The sequence below is a fragment of the Microbacterium sp. Leaf288 genome, from assembly GCF_001422925.1.
Lineage (GTDB): Bacteria > Actinomycetota > Actinomycetes > Actinomycetales > Microbacteriaceae > Microbacterium.
The window spans coordinates 104710-123699 of sequence record NZ_LMNI01000011.1; the positions used below are offsets into that span (position 1 = coordinate 104710).

Below are 18990 nucleotides of genomic sequence, written 5' to 3' on the forward strand. Positions count from 1 at the left end.
TTTACCCGTATTGAGGTGATTCCCGTGTCTCGCGCTGCAGTCGTTGAAGAGACGTACCTTCCCAGCAAGGGCTACGAGCTTGCCCCTGTTCTGGACTTCCTCACCGCCCATGAGGCTGCCGGTAGAGCTCTTCCCGAGCCAAGGTACTTCCTTGCGGGAGCGCGTCCAGGCGATCAGGTAGAACTCCCGGAAGAGGTCTACCTTGCACTCCGCAAGATTGTTGATGCGATGCAAAGCGGGCTAGCCGTCTCGGTTGTACCGCAGACGACGCGGCTGACCACTCAGCAAGCAGCGGATCTCCTAAACGTAAGCCGCCCGACCGTTGTAAAGCTCCTCGACGAGGGCGAGATCCCCTTCGAGAGGGCCGGAACGCATCGCCGTGTTCTCCTTGCAGATCTGCTCGAGTATCGGGAGCGCCGTCGTGAGCGTCAGTACGACATGCTCGCTGCCACGCGTGACGCTGTCGACGAAGACAACGTCGAACAGACGCTCGAGGACCTCAAAGCGGCGAGGAAGGCGGTCGCGTCGAGGCGGGCTGTCCGCCTTTAGCTCCGCAGCCTGACAGGATGGGGGTCGTGTTCACGGCGACCCTCGACACCAGCGTGCTGTGGCCGAGCCTGCAACGTGACTTTCTCCTTTCCCTCGCGGTCGAGGGCGCGTATCGACCGACCTGGAGCTCGGCGATCCTGGAAGAGCTCGAGTATCACGAGGAAGCCAAGCTCGTGAAACGGGGAATCCCCGTAGCGGAGGCTGCAGGCCGCGCAGCGACCCTCATTGCAGCGATGCGGCGCGAGTTCGCCGATGCGGAGGTCGAAGGGTGGGAACCGCTGGAGGGCACGTTCGGTCTTCCCGATCAGGACGACGAGCACGTGGTCGCCGCGGCCGTCATTGCAGGAGCCGGCGCGATCGTCACTGAGAATTTCAAGGACTTCCCCGCAGACAAGATTCCGCCAACGATTCAAGTGCTCAGTGCGCGCGAGTTTGCGAAGAACACCGTCGCACTCAACCCAAGGCGCGCGCTCGCCGCGGTGCAGGAGATCGCCAGCCGTTCCGGCGGCCACGGTGCAGTACTCGCCGTCGAGGAGATCCTCGACACCTTGCGGGACCGGTACGGCATGATCGAAGCCGTCGAGATGATGGTCGAAGCTGCGTCCGCGTAGCCTGCAGATCGCACGCCTGGCGCGCGGGCGCGGCCGCCTGATGAGCGCCCGGTAACCGCCACGTTCTTGCCACGAATCGAATCCGGCCGACCTGATCGAGGACGACGTCATCGACGTCACAATCCGCGGAATTGCGCGGTTTCAGCTGAGTTCACTTGCCATCAGCGCGATCTCAAATCCCTCCGTCTCCGCCACTTTTCGCCCGAATTGACGTCGTTCTGAGGCGTATTCCCGGGGTTTCGTTCCGTCTCGATCCACGCGGCCCCTTCTCAGATGTTGGCACGACCCCGGTGCTGAAGCGCTCGCCAGAGGATCGATTCGGTAATGGGCGGGCGGCTCTCGTAGAGCTGTCTGCTCACGGATGCTGCGGAAGGGCTCCAGCGACTTCATCATCGCCCTCGTCCCCAACACAACGTTCGGCAGCAATATGTGCTGGACGACCGCAATGTGCCAGGGTTCGACGCCTCGACCGGCGTCCACATCAACTATGAGATCGGCCGCATCCGGGCCGAACATCTCCTCGCGCAGGGTTACTCGCAGATCGCGTTCGCGCATCTGAGGGATCGACGTCAAGATCCCTATGGCGACGACCGGGACCAGGCGGTGCGCGACGTGCGCCCAGCCACGGGCGCAGCAGCCCTCGCGGTGATCGGACGGGGCGTGAACGCGAAGGAAGCGGCCGCTGCTATCGAATCCGTGAGAGCGGGGTGCGGGGTGACTGAGCGTCTCCACTCGACCAGTTCAGAACGCATACCTCCGCACCGATGTGCCCGCGTTCAGCTCAGCCGATCATGAAGACCTGTGTTGAGCCCTCTCGAAATCCGAGCCCGGCGTAAAACCCGAACGCCGGCATATCGCGATCGGTGATCAGAGTGAGAGCCGCCATGCCTTCCGCCGTCGCTCGATCGCGGACAGCCGCCATGAGCGTGCGGCCGATTCCCTGGCGCTGTGACGCGGGGAAGATGAAGAACTCATCGATGAAGATCTCGGACGTGTCCTGCCACGTGCGGGCATGGAAGTACACGGCACCGACCACGCCGCCCGGAGCGACGGCGACCAGGGTGGTCGAGCGCGGCATTGCGCGGAACTCTTCGAGGTACTGCGCGGCGGAGTCGAGCGTCCATGAGTCGTTCCAGGGCTCGCCGTTGTATGTGGCGACGAAGCCCTCGAGCACCGAGATGTCATCGGCGGGTCTCCATGCCCGCACTGTCAGGCTCGCTGAGGCATCCATGTGATTCCCGACTTCCCGTTCCCCGGTGTGACGTGATCGTGGCCCTCGTGCTCAGCACATCGGTCGAGCAGCAGCAAGAGAGCGCCTGGGGACCCGTCGTCGAGAAGGCTACATCCCTTCGCATCGCGCCGGCGGTGGGGACGTGACGGTATCGTGACGGCAACCGATTCTGCCTGCCAGCGGACGAAGGGGGTCGCAGTGACGGGAGCGATCCCTCCACGAGACGAAGCGCGTTCCGCCCAGCGGGCGGAACGCAACGCGTTGTGGATCAGTATCTGGGCGACGGTGGTGATCGCTGTCGGCGCCCTGGTGCTCGGTGTCGCCACGGGGACGCGGATCATCGTGTTCGACGGGGCGTACATGACCATCGGCCTCGTGCTGTCCGTGGCATCCTTGCGCGCCGCCGTCATGGTGGGCGCGGGCCCGGACAGGCGGTATCCCTTCGGCCGCGACGCACTCACGCCTCTCGTGGTCACCATTCAGGGACTCGCCATCGCCGGCACGCTGATCTACGCCGTGGGGGATGCGATCGTCCTCATCGGTTCGGGCGGATCTCCGGTCGACCCGATCGTGATCGCCGTCTACGGCGCCGCAACCGCCCTCGCGGGGTTCGCGATCGCGATCCTCCTCAAACGGCGGGCACCGACATCGGATCTGGTGGCCGCCGAGTGCGCCCAATGGCGTGCGGGAGCCGTGCTGAGTGCCGTGATGCTCGTGGGAGCCGTCGCCGCGGCTGCCCTGGTCGCGGCAGGTCTGGAATCCGTCGCCAACTATGTCGATCCGGTCCTGGTCCTCGTCGCGTGCGCCGTGCTGGCGTACATTCCCGTGCAGCTGATCGCGGCGGGTCTGAATGAACTCCTCGAAGGCGCGCCGTCCCGCGATCTGACAGGGCGCATCCACGAGGCCGTCGACCTCGTTCGCGCGGACTTCGGACTCGGTGAGCCGCTGGTCCGGGCCGGCAAGGTGGGGCGGAAGCTCTATGTCGAGGTCGACTTCACCGTGGATGGGGCGGCGTGGGATGTCGCGGCGGAGGACCAGGTGCGGCGTGCGATCGAACGAGCGCTGAGCACGCTGGGCATGGACGTCTGGGCGTACGTGTCGCTGACGGCCGATCCCACCCTGTTCGAGTAGCACCCGCCGCGCGGCGCGTGCACCGTGGCGTCAGCGCGCGTCGCGTTTCGCCTGCCGCCGCGCGCCCTGCGCCTGACTCGACGCGTCGCGCTTGGTGCCGCCTGTCGACTTCTGGTGTTCCTTCATCCGCCCGGACGACACTCCTTCCGGAGTGGGGGCGGTGGACTCCGGGCCCGACCATTTTCCGGCGCGGGCACGCGCGAGGCGTTCGTCCTTGAGCGCTTCGGCTTCCTCGTGCGCGACCCGGGCCAACTCCGCACTCACCACGGCGAGCGCCTCCTCGAACACGTACGCGCGAGCCCTGGCCTTATCAGACCCGGCTGCCGCCGTGCCGCGCCCACCCGCCGCGGCGACCTTCTCGGCGGCACCCCGACGGTAGTTGGTGGTGTGCTTGTTGCGAGCACGGCGAACTCTCTTGTGCAGCGCGAGAAGCCCGTCCTCATCCAGCTGCGAGATGCGGTCCGGCTCCAGTTCACGGATGAGATCGAGTTCCTTGTCCTTCAGGACCCACAGGTACTGTTCCATGGGCTCATCCTGCACCACGGGTGGCAGAAGCAGTCCAGGTTCACGTCGAGAACAGACCCGTCAGGAGGCAATTCCTCGGTCGCATCGATCGCATGCGCATGTTGGCATCCGTCGGCGATTCGGCCCTAATCTGACAACATGCGGGCGAGCGAGCTGGGCATCGATGACATCGGCGCAGCGGTGGAGACCGGGGCGGTGCCGCCTGGCGATCGGATCGATGAGCTTCTGGACGCGGCCTATCATCGCGCGCTCACGCACGTCGAGGGTACGGTCGCGGACTACATCCCGATCCTCGCCGCGGCCGAGCCCGAGGGATTCGGGGTGTGTGTCGTCGACGTGGACGGCGGCGAGCACGAGGTCGGCGACACTCGGCACGCGTTCTCGATCCAGTCGATCTCGAAGGCATTCGTCTACGCGCTGCTGTGCGACGCGGTCGGCCATGAGGCGGTGTTCGACCTGGTGGGCGTGAACAACACCGGCCTCGCCTTCAATTCGGTGGTCGCGATCGAGCTGAATGACGGGCATCCGATGAACCCGATGGTCAACGCGGGCGCGTTGGCCACCACCGCCCTCATGCCCGGCGACACCGCGGAGGAGAAGTGGGATGCCGTACGCACCGGGTTGTCGCGCTTCGCCGGTCGCGAGCTTCGGGTCGACGAGGAGGTCTACCGCTCGGAGGCTGCCACGAACCATCGCAATCGGGCGATCGCGCAGCTGCTGGAGAGCTACGGCCGGATCCGGACCGACCCGATGGCTGTCGTCGACGTCTACACCAAGCAGTGCGCGTTGCTGGTGGATGCCCACGACCTGGCGGTCATGGCTGCGACGTTGGCGGACGGCGGTGTGAACCCGGTGACCGGGGATCAGGTGGTCTCGGCCGAGGTCTGTCGCGACACTCTGGCGATGCTGGCCGCGAGCGGCCTGTACGAGCGCTCGGGCGAGTGGCTGTTCGAGATCGGTCTTCCCGGAAAGTCCGGCGTGGCGGGCGGACTCATCACCGTCGCACCCGGAAAGGTCGGGATCGGCAGTTACGCGCCGCGCCTGGACTCCGCGGGCAACAGCGTCCGCGGGCAGGTCGCGACCGCCTATCTCTCCAAGGCGCTCGGTCTCAACATCTTCGCGTCCGACTCCCACCACTCCGGAAGGACACACGCATGACCGCTCCCACGACCGAGGCCACCGGCATCCGACGCGCGTCCTGGGTGCCGATGATCGGGCTGTTCCTCGCGCAGATCCTCATGTCGTACAACGTCTCGGCCCTTCCCGTGTCGCTGGGCGGCATGGTGGACACGTTCGGGGTGCCACCGACCGACGTGAGCACCGCCATCGTCACCTACGGGCTCGTGGTCGCCGCGCTCGTCATGGTCGGCGCGAAGATCGGGCAGCGTGTCGGCTGGGTGCTCATGTTCCGCATCGTGATCGCACTGTTCGCCGTCTCCGCGGTGCTGATGATCACCGCCCCGACCGTCGGGTTCGTGATCCTCGCGCAGGCGCTGGCCGGGGCGTCCGCGGCGATCATCGTCCCCTCACTGGTCGCCCTCATCGCGGAGAACTATCACGGCGCCCAGCAGGCGACCGCGATCGGATCGCTCGGTTCGGCGCGCGCGCTCGCGGGTGTCAGCGCGTTCCTGATCGGCGGGACGCTGGCGACCCTGGTGGGATGGCGGCAGGTGTTCGTCGTCGTGCTGCTGCTCGCCGTCGCGGTGTTCGTGCTCAGCTTCCGGCTGCGCGGCGAACCCGGCAACCGCGGGATCAAGATCGACCTCGTCGCCGCCGCGCTCATCGGCCTGGGCATCGTCGCGCTCACGCTCGGCGTGAACAACCTGAACCGCTGGGGCATCGTGATGGCACGCCCGGACGCGCCCTTCGACATCCTCGGGCTGTCCCCGGCGCCGCTGCTGATGCTCATCGGTCTCGTGCTGGTGCAGCTGTTCTTCCTCTGGACCCGCAGGCGCACCAAGGCCGGGAAGGTGCCACTGGTCAGCCTGTCGGTGTTCGGATCATCCCGAGAACGCGCGGCGGTGTATGCGATGTTCATCGTGGTCGGGATGGAAGCGGCGCTGAACTTCACGATCCCGCTCTACATCCAGATCGTCCAGGGGCGCACCCCGTTCGACACGTCGCTCGCGATGCTCCCGTTCAACCTCACCGTGTTCATCACCGCGATGCTCGTCGTCCGTTTCTACCGCCGCTTCCCACCACGCACCATCGGGATGTTCTCCTTCGGGCTGACTACCATCGCGCTGATCTGGCTCGCATTCGTCGTCACGAACAACTGGGAGACACTGCCCACGATCCTCGGGCTCTTCGTGTTCGGCGTCGGCCAGGGGGCGCTCGTGACCCTCGTCTTCAACGTGCTCGTCACGGCCTCGCCGAAAGAGCTCGCCGGAGACGTCGGCTCGGTCCGCGGCACCACGCAGAACCTCGCCTCCGCGGTCGGGACCGCCGTCGCCGGGGCACTCCTGGTCGGCATCCTCAGCGTCAACGTCATCTCCTCTCTCGCCGAGCACCCCGAACTGTCACCCGAGCTCGTGTCACAGATCGATCTCGACCGCGTCAACTTCGTCAGCAACGACCAGCTCAAGAGCGTGCTCGACGAGCAGACGGATGCCACGCCCGCCCAGGTCGACGCGGCTGTCGCGCTCAACGAGGAAGCCCGCCTGAACGCCCTCAAACTGGGGCTGCTGATCCTCTCCGGCGTGAGCGCGATCGCCATCGTGCCGGCCAGCAGGCTTCCCCGCTACCTGCCCGGCGAGATCCCCGAATCCGTTGCCACCGGCCGCGAGCCGACCACCTGACGCAGCCGATGGCGGGTCGGCGCTCGGTCAGGGGCCGACGCGCACGCTGCGTCCTTCGAAGCTCACGACGTCGCCGACCTGCAGCTGCCTCCCGCGGCGGCGATCGATCTCGCCGTTGACGAGGACGAAGCCGTCGATGATGGCTTCTTTCACCTCACCGCCGGAGTCGAGGATCCCGGCGAACTTCAGGAACTGCCCGAGACGAATGCTCTCGCCGCCGATGGGGATGTCGATCGGCGCCGCGTTCATCATCCCCGAATGCTAGCCGACGCATGCAGGTCGCCCGAGCCTCGCGAAGTGCTCACGCGCCTTCCTTCGACGACGCCTTGTAGCGGTCGGGCTCCGGCGTCCGTGCGAACCACCGGCCCGAGATCTGCGTCGGCACGATGCGCACCCACCGGTACTTGAGGGTGGGGATCCAAGGACGCAGCGCAAGTGCGTCGGCCTCGTCGATCTCACGCTGCAGATCGAGCCGTTCCGCCACGCCTTTGACGATCACGCTCGAGGCGTACGTGTCGTCGTACTCGTCGACCTCGAACGCGACGCGAGGGTGTTGCGACAACTCCGCGAGCTTGGAACCCGGAGCGGTGCGGAACAGCACCCGGGGTCCGTCGATCACGTAGTTCACCGGGAAGAGGTCGGGCTCGCCGCCCGCGTCCAGGGCAAGATGCCCCAGCTCGCCGCGCGCGAGCATGTTCCAGCACTGCTCTTCGCTGAGTGTCACGACCACTTGATTCGTGTCTTCCATGGCGCCATCTCCGTCGATCCTCGTCCGCCGCAGCACGACCCTTCTGCGCACACCTTAGTTCTTCCCGGCGCAGAGCGGACCTGGTCCGAGCGCACGTGATGGCGACGCCGAATCGGACGGAACTGAAGGGATGATGGATGCTGCGGGGCACAGCATCCATGTCTGCCCTTTAGTCTTCTCACCATGGGCGCGACGGCGAATGCCTATCTCACCGGCTTCGGCCGGTACCTGCCGGGGGAGCCGGTCGACAACGACGGCATCGTGATGCGCCTCGGCGGGGACGACGCGGTGACCCAGCGCATCCGGCGGCGCATCCTCGACTCGAACGGCATCCGGCAGCGGCACTACGCGCTCGACGAGCACGGCGAGCCGACCGAGCTCAACGAGGAGCTCGCGGTCAAGGCCCTCCGCGCGGCCTTCGATGATCGTGGCATCGACGCCCACGACATCCGCATGCTGGCGTGCGCGACGACGATGGGCGACGTGCTCGTGCCCGGATTCGCGTCGATGGTGCACGGGCGACTCGGCGGCGGCCCGATGCAGCTGCTGTCGGCCTCCGGGGTGTGCGCGTCCAGCCTCGCGGCGCTCGACGCCGTCGTCAGCAAGATCCGGCTCGGTGACCACCCCCGTGCGGCCGTGGTGGGCTCGGAGCTCGCGAGCCGGAGCCTCAGGCAGCGCCGGTACGACGGCATCCGTGCCGGCATGGACGCGCACTTCCTGCGATGGATGCTGTCCGACGGAGCCGGTGCGGTCGTCGTCGAGTTCCAGCCGCACCCGAGCAAGCCGTCGCTGCGGGTCGACTGGGTGCGGCACGTCTCGCTCGCTCACGAGCACGACGTGTGCATGCGCGCCGGCATGGTCGGAGCCGAGCCGGAGGTCGGCGGAACCTGGCAGGACGTCGGCATCGCCGAGGGGGACGCGGCCGGCATGTTCCTGCTGCGACAGGACGTGAGCATGCTCGACGACCTCGCGGATGCCGGCATCCGCCAGTTCGAGGAGCTCGTCGACATCGGGCTCGTCGATGTGCGCCACCTCGACCACGTCGTCTGCCACTACAGCACGAACATGTTCCGCGACGTCGCGTTCGAGGCGCTCCGGCGCCGCATCCCGACGCTCGACACCGACCGCTGGTTCTCGAATCTCGAGACCCGCGGCAACACGGGCTCCGCGAGCATCTTCATCGCGCTCGAGGAAGCGTGGCACACGGGGCGCTTCGCGCCCGGCGAGACGGTCCTTCTCGCCGTGCCCGAGTCGGGCCGGTTCTCGTTCGCCTTCGCCCATCTCACCGTGGTCGCACCCAGCGACCGGCAAGGAGCATCGACATGAGCAGCACCACGACCGTCGCCGCCGGCATCGCCCCCGAGGACGGCGCCGGGACGCTGTTCGAGCGCCTGGCGGAGGTCTGGGTCGAGCTCGAAGACCGGCTGGACCGGGTGCCCATCCTGCAGCGCCTCGCCGACGGAACGGTGACGCTCGAGGACTACCGGCGACTGCTCTTCAACCTCCGCCAGCAGGTGGTCGACGGGTCGCCGTGGATCTCGAGAGCGGCGTCGAGCTTCGACATCGAGCACTTCGAGCTGCGTGCGGCCGCGATCCGCCACGCGGAGGAGGAGCACCGCGACTACCTGATGCTCGAGCGCGACTACGTGGCGATCGGCGGCACGCTCGAGGAGCTCCGCCGCGGGCGCAAGAACATCGGGTCGGAGGCACTGTCGGGTTACATGTTCCACTACGCGGGTCAGCCGAATCCCGTCGGGCTGCTGGGCGCGATGTTCATCATCGAGGGCCTGGGCGCGAAGCGCGCGGCGGGCTGGGCGGCCCGATTCCAGGAGGTGCTCGGTCTCGCCGACAACCAGGTGCACTTCATGCGGTACCACCAGGATGCCGACGCCGGGCACACCGGGGACATGGAGGCGATCCTGACCTCGGGCATCATCGACGACCGCGATGCCGACGACATCGTCCGCTGCGCGCAGGTGGTGGCGCGGCTGTACGCGCTGCAGCTCGAGGAACTGGACCGCTGACGTGGCGGCGCCGCGGCCGAGCATGCCGGAGTTCGTGCGCTCCGACCCCAGTATGTGGGAGGCGGTCTACGCCGATCCCTCGGTGCCACTCGACCGCGCGCTGGTGCGTCAGATCATCAACGACCAGCGACGCCTGTCGCGGCGCTGGCTCTACCCGATCGCGCGGATCGTGTCCCGCGTGCTCGTCGCGATCATCTCGATCGTGAAGCGCGTGCTGCCGTTCCGATGGATGCCGCTGAGCACGATGGATGCGCTGTGCGTGTGGTTCCTGCGCCGCTTCGTCTCGCCGGGCGCGGTCGAGCTGCTGATCCGGCACTTCGTGGTCGAGACGAACCTGGTGAACTTCATCATCCGCAACACGGCGGTGGACATGGCGCCTGTGACGCTCCGGCCGGAGACCCTCGCAGGACTCGGCGACTCGGCCGTCGTCGAGCACGACGTCAACGTGTACGACGTCCTGATCGCCCTCGACGGCGTTCCGCTCACACGGCCGGAGGCGCTCGACTTCGCGCAGCTCGACATCCCGCCGATCGATGCCGAGCGCCGCCGTCGACGCTACCTTCGGCTCGACATCCAGACAGCGCTGTGCTTCATGAACATCCCGTTCTCGATGGCGCTCACGGTCGAGGAGTACCGGCGGGCGGTGCACTCGATCCGGTTCGACGACTCGTTCCTCGAGATCCTCGCGCTGGTCACCGGCGACGACACGTTCCGCCACTGGAAGCTCGCCGGGATGAGCCTCTGGATGGACTCGAACGTCGATGTTCCGCGCATGGTCTACCGACACGCGCTGGTGTGCGAGTACGCGCACGCCCACCTGGTGAAGCTCGCCGGCGGCGCCTACCCCCGCGACACGACGGTCGAACTCGACTGATCCGTCGCGGTCATGCGACGTCGCGTGCCGGCTCGAATCGGTCAACGAGCGCCTGTACGACCGCCGCGACGTAGGCGCGGTCGAGCGGCTCACCCTCCCATGCCTGGTGCATCGGGAAGGCCTCGACGAGCGCGTCGAGGGCGCGTGCGGTCGGCTGCGAGAAATGCAGGCCGAGGCCCGCGCGACTGACGAGCAGCCAATCGCGGCAGAGGTCGTGCACCTTCGCGTCGTAGTTGCCGAACGAGTACATCTCGAAGAGCGCGCGCACCTCGTCAGTCGTCGCGTACGAGCCGCAGATCAGGTCGACCACCGCCGCGCATGCCTCGTCGCGGGACCGTGCGCCCTCGAGGCTGGCGCGGTACTGCTCGGCCATACGGGCTGCCAGTGAGGCGAACGCCTGCTCGAGGATGTCGGACAGCCCGTCGAAGTAGTAGGTGAGGGAGCCGAGGGGCACCCCGGCGCGTGCGGCGATGACACGGTGGCTTGTCTGGTGCACACCGCGCTCGCCGATCACCTCGAGTGCCGCGGCGATGATCCGCTCCCTCCGGTCGGGGTCATTGGCGCCTCGTGCCACCATCCGAAACCTCTTCTCGTCGGGATCGCCAGTTGTGTACGATAGTACAGATCACTTGTGTACGATCGTACATACTCAGAAGGATGCCGATGCCCACGTCTCTTCGCGCGCGCCGCCTCGCCCTGGCCACGCTCTTCTTCGTCCCCGGTGTCGGGATCGCCTCCTGGGTGACGCGCACGCCCGACATCCGAGATCTGCTCGGGGCGTCGACCGCCGAGATGGGGCTGGTGCTGTTCGGCCTCTCGCTCGGCTCGATGATCGGCATCCTCTCGTCCGGCGCGCTCGTCGCGCGGCGGGGCGCGCGCCCCGTGATCGCCGCCGGAGCCGCCGGAATCGTGCTGAGCATGCCGCTCATCGGCATCGGGGCAGCCACGGGGTCGCCGTTCGCTGTCGCGGCGGGCCTCTTCCTCTTCGGTGCCGGAATGGGCGGCGGCGAGGTGGCCATGAACGTCGAGGGCGCGGACGTCGAGCGGGTGACGGATCGGTCGTTCCTTCCGACATTGCACGGATGCTTCAGCCTCGGCACCGTCGTCGGCGCCGTGGTCGGCATCGTGGCCACGGCTGCGGCGTTCCCGGTGGTGTGGCACCTCGTGATCGTCGGAGCGGTGGCACTGGTCGCGGTCCTTCTCGCGGTCCCCGCGCTGCCGCCGCACACCGGTCGCGCCTACGGCGGCGAGACGACGACGGTGCACGAGGACCGTCGGGCGCTCTGGAAGGACTCCCGCCTGCTGCTGATCGGCGTGATCATCCTGGCGATGGCGCTCGCCGAGGGCACCGCCAACGACTGGCTCCCGCTGGTCATGGTCGACGGCCACGGCTTCGATCCCGCCCTCGGCTCGACGATCTACGCGGTGTTCGCGGCCGCGATGACGATCGGCCGCTTCTCGGGTGGCTGGTTCATCGAGCGCTTCGGCCGACCTGCGGTGCTGTGCGCCAGCGGCGTCTTCGCCGCCGTCGGCCTGGCACTCGTGATCTTCGTCGACAGCCAGGTCGTGGCCGCCGCCGCGGTGCTGCTGTGGGGACTCGGCGCATCGCTCGGGTTCCCCGTCGCGATCAGCGCCGCCGGCGACTCGGGTCCTGACTCGGCGGCACGCGTGTCGCTCGTGGCGACGGCCGGCTACGTCGCGTTCCTCGTCGGACCGCCCGCGCTGGGCTTCGTCGGGGACGAGTACGGCCTGCGCGCCGCACTCCTGATCCCGCTCGTGTTCGTCGTCATCGCCGCGATGGTCGCACCGCTCATCGGCGGCCGGCGTCGCGCGCCGGTCCTCGTCGAGGAGGCCTGAGGCGTCAGGAGCCGGCGTCGGCGACCATCGCCTTGAGGTGCGCGTACTCGTCCGGCATTCCCGGGTTCGCGAGGCGCGGGTCGCTCGGGACCCGTCCGCCGACGACGTCGTCGAGGTAGCGCCGGTCGGCGTCCAGGCGCTCCACCGCATCGGACCCCGGGGTTCCGTGACCCGGGATCACGACGTCCGCCCGGGCGACGTATGGAGCGAGGAGGTCGAGCGCCGCGAGGTACGAGGGCAGGTCGTCCGGGTTGAAGGGAAGGGGCAGCTCGAGGTCGCTGAGCATGTCCCCGGCGATCAGCACCCGCTGCTCAGGCAGCCACACCGCGGTGTGACCCGGAGCATGGCCGTCGTGAACCACCAGCTCGGGGGCGAAGCCTCGAGGAATCGACGCGGGTGGGAGCGCAGCATCCACTTCCTCCACCGCCCCCATCAGCTCGACCAGCGGCTCCGGGAACTCTGCGCCGAGCGCGGCGACCAGTGCGTCCCGCTCGTCGCGGGCGAGCGCGGCGGTCGCCCGCGACGCCCACCGCGGCGCGGAGCCGAAGCGCGGGTGCCAGAGCAGATGGTCGTGGTGGGCGTGCGTGGCGAAGCCTCCGATGGCGCGGATGCCGCGGGCGTCCAGTTCGTCGGCGAGGGCGTCGAGTTCATCGGGCATCCACGCCGGATCGATGAGCAGCGCCTCGCCGTCGCGGCACAGCACCGTCGACGTCGTCGACATCACGCGGCTCGTGGCGACGAGCACGCCGTCCGCAACCTCGATCATCGCGGCTCACTCTAACGGCCCGGCTCCCGTCCCGGCGCGTTAGCATCGCACCGACGGAACGCGTGCGACGAGAGGCAGGCGCATGAGCCTGAGCGAGATCGACCCCACCGTGCCGCCCTCGGGCGAGGGCTGCGCCGACTGCGACGACGTCGGCGGGTGGTGGGTGCACCTGCGGCGCTGCGCGGTGTGCGGTGACGTGCGCTGCTGCGACACCTCGCCGGCGCAGCACGCGACGGCGCACTTCCGCGCGACGGGTCACCGGTACGTCCGCAGCTTCGAACCGGGCGAGGAGTGGTTCTGGGACTACGTCGCGGAGGACTACGTCGACGGGCCGCAGCTCTCGCCGCCCGCCTCGCGGCCCGACACGCAGCCGTCGCCGGGGCCGGAAGGCCGTGTCCCGGCCGACTGGCGCGAGCTGATCCACCGCTGAGGAAGGGACTGCGATGGGCAACGCGAAGATGACGCAGCGCGAGTTCGAGCGCATGATGAAGCCCGCGCTCACGGACGCGCAGTGGGAGCGTCTGCTGTCGTTCGGTGAGCCGCACGACGTCGAGGCGGGCGAGTACCTGTTCGAGGCCGGCGACCTCGACTACGACCTGATCCTCGTCGACACGGGAGAGATCGAGATCGTCCGCGTCGCCTTCGGCTGGGTGGGCGAGACCCACGTGGGCACGATGGGTCCGCGCAGCTTCGTGGGCGAACTCGGCCTGCTCAACGGGCAGGGCGCGTTCCTGTCGGCACGGGCGACGAAGGCGGGACGGATGCTGCGGGTCAGCCGCCCGCGCCTGCGCGCACTGATGGCGGAAGACGACGAGCTGTGCGACATCATCCTGCACGCGCTGTGGGCGCGCCGCGAGATCCTCCGCGCCGGACCCGCCGCGCTGACCCTCAAGCTCGTCGGACCCCGCTCATCACGCGACTTCCTGGCGCTGCGACGCTTCGCCGAGCGCGTCGACCTCGTGCACACCGCGATCGAGCTCGCACCGGGAGACCTCTGGACGCTCGGCGAGCACGGCATCGGCCTCGACGACCTGCCGGTCGCCTTCATCCAAGGCGAGGCGATGAAGAACGCGACGCCCGGCATGGTCGCCGAGCGGCTCGGGCTGAGCTACCAGGGCCGCGCCGACGAGGTGGTCGACCTGGTCGTCGTGGGCGGCGGACCCGCGGGCCTCGCCGCCGCCATCTACGGCGCCTCCGAAGGGCTGAGCACGGTGCTGCTGGATGCTGTGGCCCCGGGTGGGCAGGCCGCGGCGACGTCGCGCATCGAGAACTTCCTGGGCTTCCCGTTCGGCGTGAGCGGCGGCGACCTCATCGGCCAGGCATCGCTCCAGGCGCTCAAGTTCGGAGTGCGGGTCTACGCGCCGTGCGAGGCGGCCGACCTCCGGCCGGCGGGGAGGGACCTCGACGTCACGCTCACCGACGGCCGCGTCATCCGCGCGCGCACCGCGATCGTCACCTCGGGAGCCGCCTACCGCACGCTCGACCTCGACCGATGGAACGAGTTCGAGGGCGCCGGCATCTACTACGCGGCCACGCCGCTCGAGCTCCGGCAGGTGTTCGAGTCGCCGGTGGTGGTGGTCGGCGGGGCGAACTCCGCCGGGCAGGCGTCGCTGTATCTCGCCGCGAACGGGTGCCCCGTGCACCTCGTGGTGCGCGGCTCCGACCTCGGCAGCCGCATGTCGTCGTACCTCGTGGACCGGCTGCTCGAAGACCCGCGGATCGACGTGCACACCGGGTCCCGCGTCACCGCACTCGGCGGAGGGGCGGCCCTCGAGAGCGTGAGCATCGACTCGATCGGCGACGTCGCAGCGCGCGGACTGTTCTGCTTCATCGGCGCGGAGCCGGCGACATCCTGGCTCGCTGAGCTCGATCGCGACGCCGACGGGTTCCTGCGCACCGGCACGGACGTGTCGGTGCAGTCGCTGGAGCGCTGGCAGGGGATGGGCCGCGAACCGCTGCCGTTCGAGACCTCCGTGCCCCGCATCTTCGCCGCGGGCGACGTGCGCCGCGGCTCGATGAAGCGCGTCGCCGCGGCAGTGGGCGAGGGGTCCAGCGCTGTCGCGTCGGTGCACCGCGCGCTCGCCGACATCCGCTGACGCCGTCGTGAGGGGTTCTCGCGGTACCTGTCACAGCGGGGTCTCCCGCGCGCAGGCTGACAGGAGTGGGATGAAGGATGCCGCGGGCGAACGCTCTGCGGCACGAGGAGGAACCATGCACACCAGGCAGCTCGGCCAGGGCCTCGAGGTCTCGGCGATCGGCATCGGCGCCATGGGGATGTCGATGAGCTACGGCCCGAACCCCGGCGACCGCGACGACATGATCGGCGTGCTCCGCTACGCCGTGGATCAGGGCGTGACGTTCATCGACACCGCCGAGGTGTACGGACCGTACGACAACGAGGTGCTCGTCGGTGAGGCCATCACCCCGATCCGCGACCGCGTGGTCGTCGCGACGAAGTTCGGCTGGGACATCGTCGACGGCAAGATGGTCGGGACCGACTCGCGCCCCGAGCAGATCCGGCGGGTCGCGGACGCCTCGCTCCAGCGCCTCGGCGTCGACGCGATCGACCTGTTCTACCAGCACCGCGTCGATCCCGCGGTGCCCATCGAAGACGTGGCGGGCGCGGTCGGCGAACTCGTCGCTGCGGGCAAGGTGAAGCACTTCGGTCTCTCTGAGGCCGGTGCGGCGACCATCCGTCGCGCGCACGCGGTGTTCCCGGTGACGGCCGTTCAGAGCGAGTACTCGCTGTGGACGCGCGACCCCGAGGCCGAGGTGCTGCCGACCTGCGCGGAGCTCGGCATCGGGTTCGTGCCGTTCAGCCCGCTGGGCAAGGGGTTCCTGACGGGCACCGTCTCGGCGGACGCCACCTTCGGCGCGGGCGAGATCCGCGGCCGCGTCCCGCGCTTCGAGCCCGACAACCTCCGCGCGAACCAGGCGGTCGTCGACGGCGTGCGCGAGGTCGCCGCCGCACGCGGGGCGACGCCCGGCCAGGTGGCCCTCGCGTGGCTGCTGTCGAGGCATCCGTCGATCGTCCCGATCCCGGGAACCCGCCGTCGGGAGCGCGTCGACGAGAACGCGGGCTCGACCACCGTGGCGCTGTCGGCCGATGACATCGCGATGCTCGACGCGCTCGCCGCGGTCGTGGCGGGCAACCGCTACGACGACTCCGGCATGGCGATGGTCGGGCTCTGAGAAGGGAGCGTACGATGAGCACGAACCGGCAGCCGCAGGCGGCCTGGGATGCGACGGAGCTGCGCCGCATCGGCGCGGCCACCGAGCTGCGCATCTCGTCGCGGCGGCCCGACGGGACGCTTCGCCCGGCCGTCACGATCTGGCACGCAGCCGTCGGCGACGCCCTCTACATCCGGTCGGCGCACGGCCCCGAGAACGGCTGGTTCCGCCGCGCGGTGCGGTCGGGCACCGGTCGCGTGACGGCGGGCGGCATCTCGAAGGACGTGACGTTCCGCCTCGCTGACCCCGCCGTGGCGCCTGACGTCGACGCGGAGCTGCACGCCAAGTACGACCGCTACGGTGCGGCGTACGTGAGGCCGATCACCGGAACGGATGCCGCGGCAACGACCCTCGTCGTCCTGCCCGTCTGATCCCGCCGACTTGACTTCGCCGATCCGGAATTCGGACTTCCGCTCGCTTTCCGGATGCTGCGGCTGCCGCGGGTCCGGAAACGCGTCGTTCGTCCGATTTTCGGAGCGACGCACAGAGGTGCAGGCAGCGCTCAGCGCGGCGAGGCGGCGGTCGCGGATGCGTCGTGTGCGGCGAACTCCGCCGCCTGCGTCGCCGCCCACGACGCCAGGAGCGTGAGGGCGTCGGCCGACGGAGAACCCGCCGGCGCCGTGTAGACGTTGAGCACGAGGCCCGGTTCGCTCGGCAGGTCCATCGACTCGTAGGTCAGCTCGAGGTCGCCGACCACGGGGTGATGCAGGCGCTTGAGGCCGCTGCGGTGGAACTTCACATCGCGCGAGGCCCAGCGCTCGCGGAACAGCTCGCTCTGCGTGGAGAGCTCGCCGACGAGCCGGATGAGGTCGGGGTCGTGCGGGTTGCGGCCCGCCTCCATCCGCAGCATCGCGGCGGAGTCGTGCGTGATCTGGTCGTAGTCGCGCCAGAAGTCGCGCGCGGCCGGGTTCAGGTACGCGAACCGGGTGGTGTTCACGGGCCGGCGTGGATCGTCGAACACGGGGGAGTAGAGCGCTCGGGCGAGCAGGTTCGCCGCGAGGATGTCGTGGCGGCCGTTGCGCACCCAGGCCGGGGCCTCGGTGAACGCGTCCAGCACCTGCTGCACCGCCGGCCGCACCGTCGGCGAGGGGCGGCGGGCGGGCTTGCGGCCAGGGCCGGCTGCGCGCGCGAGGTCGAACAGGTACTCGCGCTCCGCTTCGTCGAGCTGCAGCGTGCGCGCGACGGCGTCGAGCACGCCCTCCGACGCACCGGCGAGATTGCCGCGCTCGAGGCGCACGTAGTAATCGACCGACACACCGGCGAGCATCGCCACCTCCTCGCGGCGGAGGCCCGCGACCCGGCGGTTGCCGCCGTATGCGGGCAGCCCCGCCTGTTCGGGGGTGAGCCGGGCGCGACGGGAGCTCAGGAACTCCTTCACCTCGGCGCGGATGTCAGCCATGACTCCACGCTACGGGGCGGGACCCCGTGCTGACAGGCTCTGCGAGTGCCCGTCAACCCCGGCGTCACATCACCAGCCGCTGCGGGTGGGCGTGTGGCCGTCGCGGGCGTCGTCCGGCATCGCCATCTCGGCACGCACGCCGAGGAGGCGGATGGGCCTGCCGGGCTCGATCTTCGCGACGAGCTCCATCGTGCGGGCCAGCACGACCTCGCGGTCGGACGTCGACGGGATCTTCTTCGTGAACGTCTTGGTGAGAAACGGCGCGTAGCGCACCTTCAGCCCGAGCCCCACGACGGGGCGGTCGTCGGCGGCGACCTCGTCGAGCACTTCGCCGAGCAGTCTGCGAGCGGCGTCCTCGATCTCGTCCGGCTCGACGATGTCGACCTGGAACGTCGTCTCCTTGCTGTGGCCCCGTGCGACCCACGGGGTGTCGTCGACGACGTTCGACCCGTCGCCACGACCGAGCTGGCGGTACCAGAGCCCCATCTTCGGCCCGAATTCGCGGGTGAGGGCATCCGGGTCGGCGACGGCGAGCTGGGACACCGTCTCGATCCCGAGCATCGCGAGCCGCTTCGAGATCTTCGACCCCACGCCCCACAGGGCGATCGTCGGGCGGTGCCCCATGACCTCGAGCCAGTTGGCGGCGGTGAGGTGGAAAGTGCCGCGCGGCTTGCCGAAGTCGGTGGCGTTCTTCGCCCGGATCAGGTTGTCGCCGATGCCGACGCTGCAGTGCAGGCGGGTGCGGTCGAGCACGTCCTGCTGCAGCCTGCGGGCGTAGCCTTCGGGGTCGTCGGTGTCGACGCCGACGAACGCCTCGTCCCACCCGAGCACCTGCACCACGGCTCCCGGCTGCGCGCGCAGCGTCGCCATGACCTCCTCGGATGCCGCGAGGTAGAGCGGCGCGTCGACCGGCAGGATGACGGCGTCCGGGATCTTCCGCGCGGCGATGCGCAGCGGCATCCCCGACCCGACCCCGAACTCCCGCGCCTCGTACGACGCCGTGGAGACGACCGCGCGCTCGGTGGGGTCGCCCCGGCCGCCGACGATGACGGGCTTGCCCGCGAGCTCGGGTTTGCGCAGGATCTCGACGGCGGCGATGAACTGGTCGAGGTCGACGTGGAGCACCCAGCGCCGGGGCGCGGGCGCGGCGATGTCGCTCACGATCCCGCCCCTCGCGACCGGCGCATGACACGAGACTAGGCGCCGTCGCCGACACCCGCGCGTACTCGCCGGGCCGAGGCATCCA

General features: G+C 69.1%; 22 protein-coding genes. 14 read left to right on the forward strand and 8 right to left on the reverse strand.

Annotation, left to right across the window (positions count from 1 at the left end; all coding sequences use genetic code 11):
* The first annotated feature begins 24 nt into the window (after window positions 1-24).
* From ASF40_RS21345 to ASF40_RS21100, 3 genes are all read left to right on the forward strand, one after another.
* Window positions 25-549 carry a helix-turn-helix domain-containing protein gene (locus tag ASF40_RS21345; protein ID WP_056369842.1) on the forward strand — a complete coding sequence of 175 codons (525 nt, stop codon included), beginning with the start codon at window positions 25-27 and terminating at the stop codon, window positions 547-549.
* 17 nt (window positions 550-566) lie between these two features.
* Window positions 567-1160 carry a PIN domain-containing protein gene (locus ASF40_RS09860; RefSeq protein ID WP_235560202.1) on the forward strand — a complete coding sequence of 198 codons (594 nt, stop codon included), beginning with the start codon at window positions 567-569 and terminating at the stop codon, window positions 1158-1160.
* A 429-nt stretch (window positions 1161-1589) separates the two neighbouring features.
* On the forward strand, window positions 1590-1955 hold the full coding sequence (locus ASF40_RS21100; protein ID WP_157549604.1) for a hypothetical protein: 366 nt from the start codon (window positions 1590-1592) through the stop codon (window positions 1953-1955).
* On the opposite strand, the gene ASF40_RS09865 is transcribed toward ASF40_RS21100, so the two are convergent.
* A complete protein-coding gene (locus ASF40_RS09865; RefSeq protein WP_082496986.1) occupies window positions 1942-2391 on the reverse strand; it encodes a GNAT family N-acetyltransferase in 450 nt (149 codons plus the stop codon). The two genes, ASF40_RS21100 and ASF40_RS09865, sit on opposite strands and share 14 nt — an antisense overlap.
* A gap of 198 nt (window positions 2392-2589) precedes the next feature.
* On the opposite strand from ASF40_RS09865, the gene ASF40_RS09870 reads away from it, so the two are divergent.
* Window positions 2590-3522, forward strand: a complete 933-nt coding sequence (locus ASF40_RS09870; protein WP_268776126.1) for a cation transporter — start codon at window positions 2590-2592, stop codon at window positions 3520-3522.
* 30 nt (window positions 3523-3552) lie between these two features.
* On the opposite strand, the gene ASF40_RS09875 is transcribed toward ASF40_RS09870, so the two are convergent.
* Window positions 3553-4047, reverse strand: coding sequence for a hypothetical protein (locus ASF40_RS09875; protein ID WP_056368578.1), 495 nt, complete (start codon window positions 4045-4047; stop codon window positions 3553-3555).
* 138 nt (window positions 4048-4185) lie between these two features.
* On the opposite strand from ASF40_RS09875, the gene glsA reads away from it, so the two are divergent.
* Entirely contained in the window at window positions 4186-5205 is a 1020-nt protein-coding gene (gene glsA / locus ASF40_RS09880; protein WP_056368580.1) for a glutaminase A, read from the forward strand.
* Complete coding sequence (locus ASF40_RS09885; protein ID WP_056368582.1) at window positions 5202-6845, forward strand: MFS transporter; 1644 nt, start codon at window positions 5202-5204, stop codon at window positions 6843-6845. The genes glsA and ASF40_RS09885 overlap by 4 nt, the downstream gene beginning before the upstream one ends.
* A gap of 27 nt (window positions 6846-6872) precedes the next feature.
* Here the strand turns inward: ASF40_RS09885 and ASF40_RS09890 are convergent, their stop codons facing one another.
* Window positions 6873-7097 (reverse strand): RNA-binding S4 domain-containing protein, encoded by a 225-nt coding sequence (locus tag ASF40_RS09890; protein ID WP_056368584.1) that lies wholly within the window; start codon window positions 7095-7097, stop codon window positions 6873-6875.
* Between the two features lie 49 nt (window positions 7098-7146).
* The gene (locus tag ASF40_RS09895; protein ID WP_056368585.1) at window positions 7147-7593 is read right to left on the reverse strand and encodes a pyridoxamine 5'-phosphate oxidase family protein; all 447 of its coding nucleotides are present in this window, start codon (window positions 7591-7593) and stop codon (window positions 7147-7149) included.
* A 183-nt stretch (window positions 7594-7776) separates the two neighbouring features.
* Here ASF40_RS09895 and ASF40_RS09900 point away from each other — a divergent pair, with 183 nt between their 5' ends.
* From ASF40_RS09900 to ASF40_RS09910, 3 genes are read left to right on the forward strand one after another with little or no spacing between them, the layout of a single operon-like run.
* Window positions 7777-8919, forward strand: a complete 1143-nt coding sequence (locus ASF40_RS09900; protein ID WP_056368588.1) for a 3-oxoacyl-[acyl-carrier-protein] synthase III C-terminal domain-containing protein — start codon at window positions 7777-7779, stop codon at window positions 8917-8919.
* Window positions 8916-9617, forward strand: coding sequence for an iron-containing redox enzyme family protein (locus tag ASF40_RS09905; RefSeq protein ID WP_082496988.1), 702 nt, complete (start codon window positions 8916-8918; stop codon window positions 9615-9617). Before ASF40_RS09900 ends, ASF40_RS09905 begins: the two co-directional genes overlap by 4 nt.
* 22 nt (window positions 9618-9639) lie before the next feature.
* A complete protein-coding gene (locus tag ASF40_RS09910) occupies window positions 9640-10491 on the forward strand; it encodes a DUF6999 family protein (RefSeq protein ID WP_056369846.1) in 852 nt (283 codons plus the stop codon).
* Window positions 10492-10501: 10 nt separating this feature from the next.
* On the opposite strand, the gene ASF40_RS09915 is transcribed toward ASF40_RS09910, so the two are convergent.
* Window positions 10502-11068: a TetR/AcrR family transcriptional regulator gene (locus ASF40_RS09915; protein ID WP_056368590.1), complete on the reverse strand. Its 567-nt coding sequence runs from the start codon at window positions 11066-11068 to the stop codon at window positions 10502-10504.
* A gap of 86 nt (window positions 11069-11154) precedes the next feature.
* Here ASF40_RS09915 and ASF40_RS09920 point away from each other — a divergent pair, with 86 nt between their 5' ends.
* Window positions 11155-12348, forward strand: coding sequence for an MFS transporter (locus ASF40_RS09920; RefSeq protein ID WP_056368592.1), 1194 nt, complete (start codon window positions 11155-11157; stop codon window positions 12346-12348).
* Between the two features lie 4 nt (window positions 12349-12352).
* Here ASF40_RS09920 and ASF40_RS21595 read toward each other — a convergent pair whose 3' ends face one another.
* Window positions 12353-13114 carry an MBL fold metallo-hydrolase gene (locus ASF40_RS21595; RefSeq protein WP_056368594.1) on the reverse strand — a complete coding sequence of 254 codons (762 nt, stop codon included), beginning with the start codon at window positions 13112-13114 and terminating at the stop codon, window positions 12353-12355.
* A gap of 82 nt (window positions 13115-13196) precedes the next feature.
* Here ASF40_RS21595 and ASF40_RS09930 point away from each other — a divergent pair, with 82 nt between their 5' ends.
* The 4 genes from ASF40_RS09930 (at window position 13197) to ASF40_RS09945 (ending at window position 16716) form a co-directional block, all read left to right on the forward strand.
* Window positions 13197-13544 (forward strand): UBP-type zinc finger domain-containing protein, encoded by a 348-nt coding sequence (locus ASF40_RS09930; protein ID WP_056368596.1) that lies wholly within the window; start codon window positions 13197-13199, stop codon window positions 13542-13544.
* Window positions 13545-13557: 13 nt separating this feature from the next.
* The gene (locus ASF40_RS09935) at window positions 13558-15210 is read left to right on the forward strand and encodes an FAD-dependent oxidoreductase (protein ID WP_235560203.1); all 1653 of its coding nucleotides are present in this window, start codon (window positions 13558-13560) and stop codon (window positions 15208-15210) included.
* Window positions 15211-15325: 115 nt separating this feature from the next.
* Window positions 15326-16306 (forward strand): aldo/keto reductase, encoded by a 981-nt coding sequence (locus tag ASF40_RS09940; RefSeq protein ID WP_056368598.1) that lies wholly within the window; start codon window positions 15326-15328, stop codon window positions 16304-16306.
* A 14-nt stretch (window positions 16307-16320) separates the two neighbouring features.
* Entirely contained in the window at window positions 16321-16716 is a 396-nt protein-coding gene (locus tag ASF40_RS09945) for a DUF2255 family protein (protein ID WP_056368600.1), read from the forward strand.
* A gap of 131 nt (window positions 16717-16847) precedes the next feature.
* Here the strand turns inward: ASF40_RS09945 and ASF40_RS09950 are convergent, their stop codons facing one another.
* Window positions 16848-17744, reverse strand: coding sequence for a helix-turn-helix transcriptional regulator (locus tag ASF40_RS09950; RefSeq protein ID WP_056368602.1), 897 nt, complete (start codon window positions 17742-17744; stop codon window positions 16848-16850).
* Window positions 17745-17813: 69 nt separating this feature from the next.
* Window positions 17814-18905: a DNA polymerase IV gene (locus ASF40_RS09955; protein WP_442922695.1), complete on the reverse strand. Its 1092-nt coding sequence runs from the start codon at window positions 18903-18905 to the stop codon at window positions 17814-17816.
* Window positions 18906-18990: the final 85 nt, after the last annotated feature.

What these genes read in the sequence shown, in the direction of transcription:
- ASF40_RS09860 (WP_235560202.1), top strand. Translation starts at nt 567, where the DNA reads ATGGGGGTCGTGTTCACGGCGACCCTCGACACCAGCGTGCTGTGGCCG.
- ASF40_RS09865 (WP_082496986.1), bottom strand. Translation starts at nt 2,391, where the DNA reads ATGGATGCCTCAGCGAGCCTGACAGTGCGGGCATGGAGACCCGCCGAT.
- ASF40_RS09875 (WP_056368578.1), bottom strand. Translation starts at nt 4,047, where the DNA reads ATGGAACAGTACCTGTGGGTCCTGAAGGACAAGGAACTCGATCTCATC.
- glsA (WP_056368580.1), top strand. Translation starts at nt 4,186, where the DNA reads ATGCGGGCGAGCGAGCTGGGCATCGATGACATCGGCGCAGCGGTGGAG.
- ASF40_RS09885 (WP_056368582.1), top strand. Translation starts at nt 5,202, where the DNA reads ATGACCGCTCCCACGACCGAGGCCACCGGCATCCGACGCGCGTCCTGG.
- ASF40_RS09890 (WP_056368584.1), bottom strand. Translation starts at nt 7,097, where the DNA reads ATGATGAACGCGGCGCCGATCGACATCCCCATCGGCGGCGAGAGCATT.
- ASF40_RS09895 (WP_056368585.1), bottom strand. Translation starts at nt 7,593, where the DNA reads ATGGAAGACACGAATCAAGTGGTCGTGACACTCAGCGAAGAGCAGTGC.
- ASF40_RS09900 (WP_056368588.1), top strand. Translation starts at nt 7,777, where the DNA reads ATGGGCGCGACGGCGAATGCCTATCTCACCGGCTTCGGCCGGTACCTG.
- ASF40_RS09905 (WP_082496988.1), top strand. Translation starts at nt 8,916, where the DNA reads ATGAGCAGCACCACGACCGTCGCCGCCGGCATCGCCCCCGAGGACGGC.
- ASF40_RS09910 (WP_056369846.1), top strand. Translation starts at nt 9,640, where the DNA reads ATGCCGGAGTTCGTGCGCTCCGACCCCAGTATGTGGGAGGCGGTCTAC.
- ASF40_RS09915 (WP_056368590.1), bottom strand. Translation starts at nt 11,068, where the DNA reads ATGGTGGCACGAGGCGCCAATGACCCCGACCGGAGGGAGCGGATCATC.
- ASF40_RS09920 (WP_056368592.1), top strand. Translation starts at nt 11,155, where the DNA reads ATGCCCACGTCTCTTCGCGCGCGCCGCCTCGCCCTGGCCACGCTCTTC.
- ASF40_RS21595 (WP_056368594.1), bottom strand. Translation starts at nt 13,114, where the DNA reads ATGATCGAGGTTGCGGACGGCGTGCTCGTCGCCACGAGCCGCGTGATG.
- ASF40_RS09930 (WP_056368596.1), top strand. Translation starts at nt 13,197, where the DNA reads ATGAGCCTGAGCGAGATCGACCCCACCGTGCCGCCCTCGGGCGAGGGC.
- ASF40_RS09935 (WP_235560203.1), top strand. Translation starts at nt 13,558, where the DNA reads ATGGGCAACGCGAAGATGACGCAGCGCGAGTTCGAGCGCATGATGAAG.
- ASF40_RS09940 (WP_056368598.1), top strand. Translation starts at nt 15,326, where the DNA reads ATGCACACCAGGCAGCTCGGCCAGGGCCTCGAGGTCTCGGCGATCGGC.
- ASF40_RS09945 (WP_056368600.1), top strand. Translation starts at nt 16,321, where the DNA reads ATGAGCACGAACCGGCAGCCGCAGGCGGCCTGGGATGCGACGGAGCTG.
- ASF40_RS09950 (WP_056368602.1), bottom strand. Translation starts at nt 17,744, where the DNA reads ATGGCTGACATCCGCGCCGAGGTGAAGGAGTTCCTGAGCTCCCGTCGC.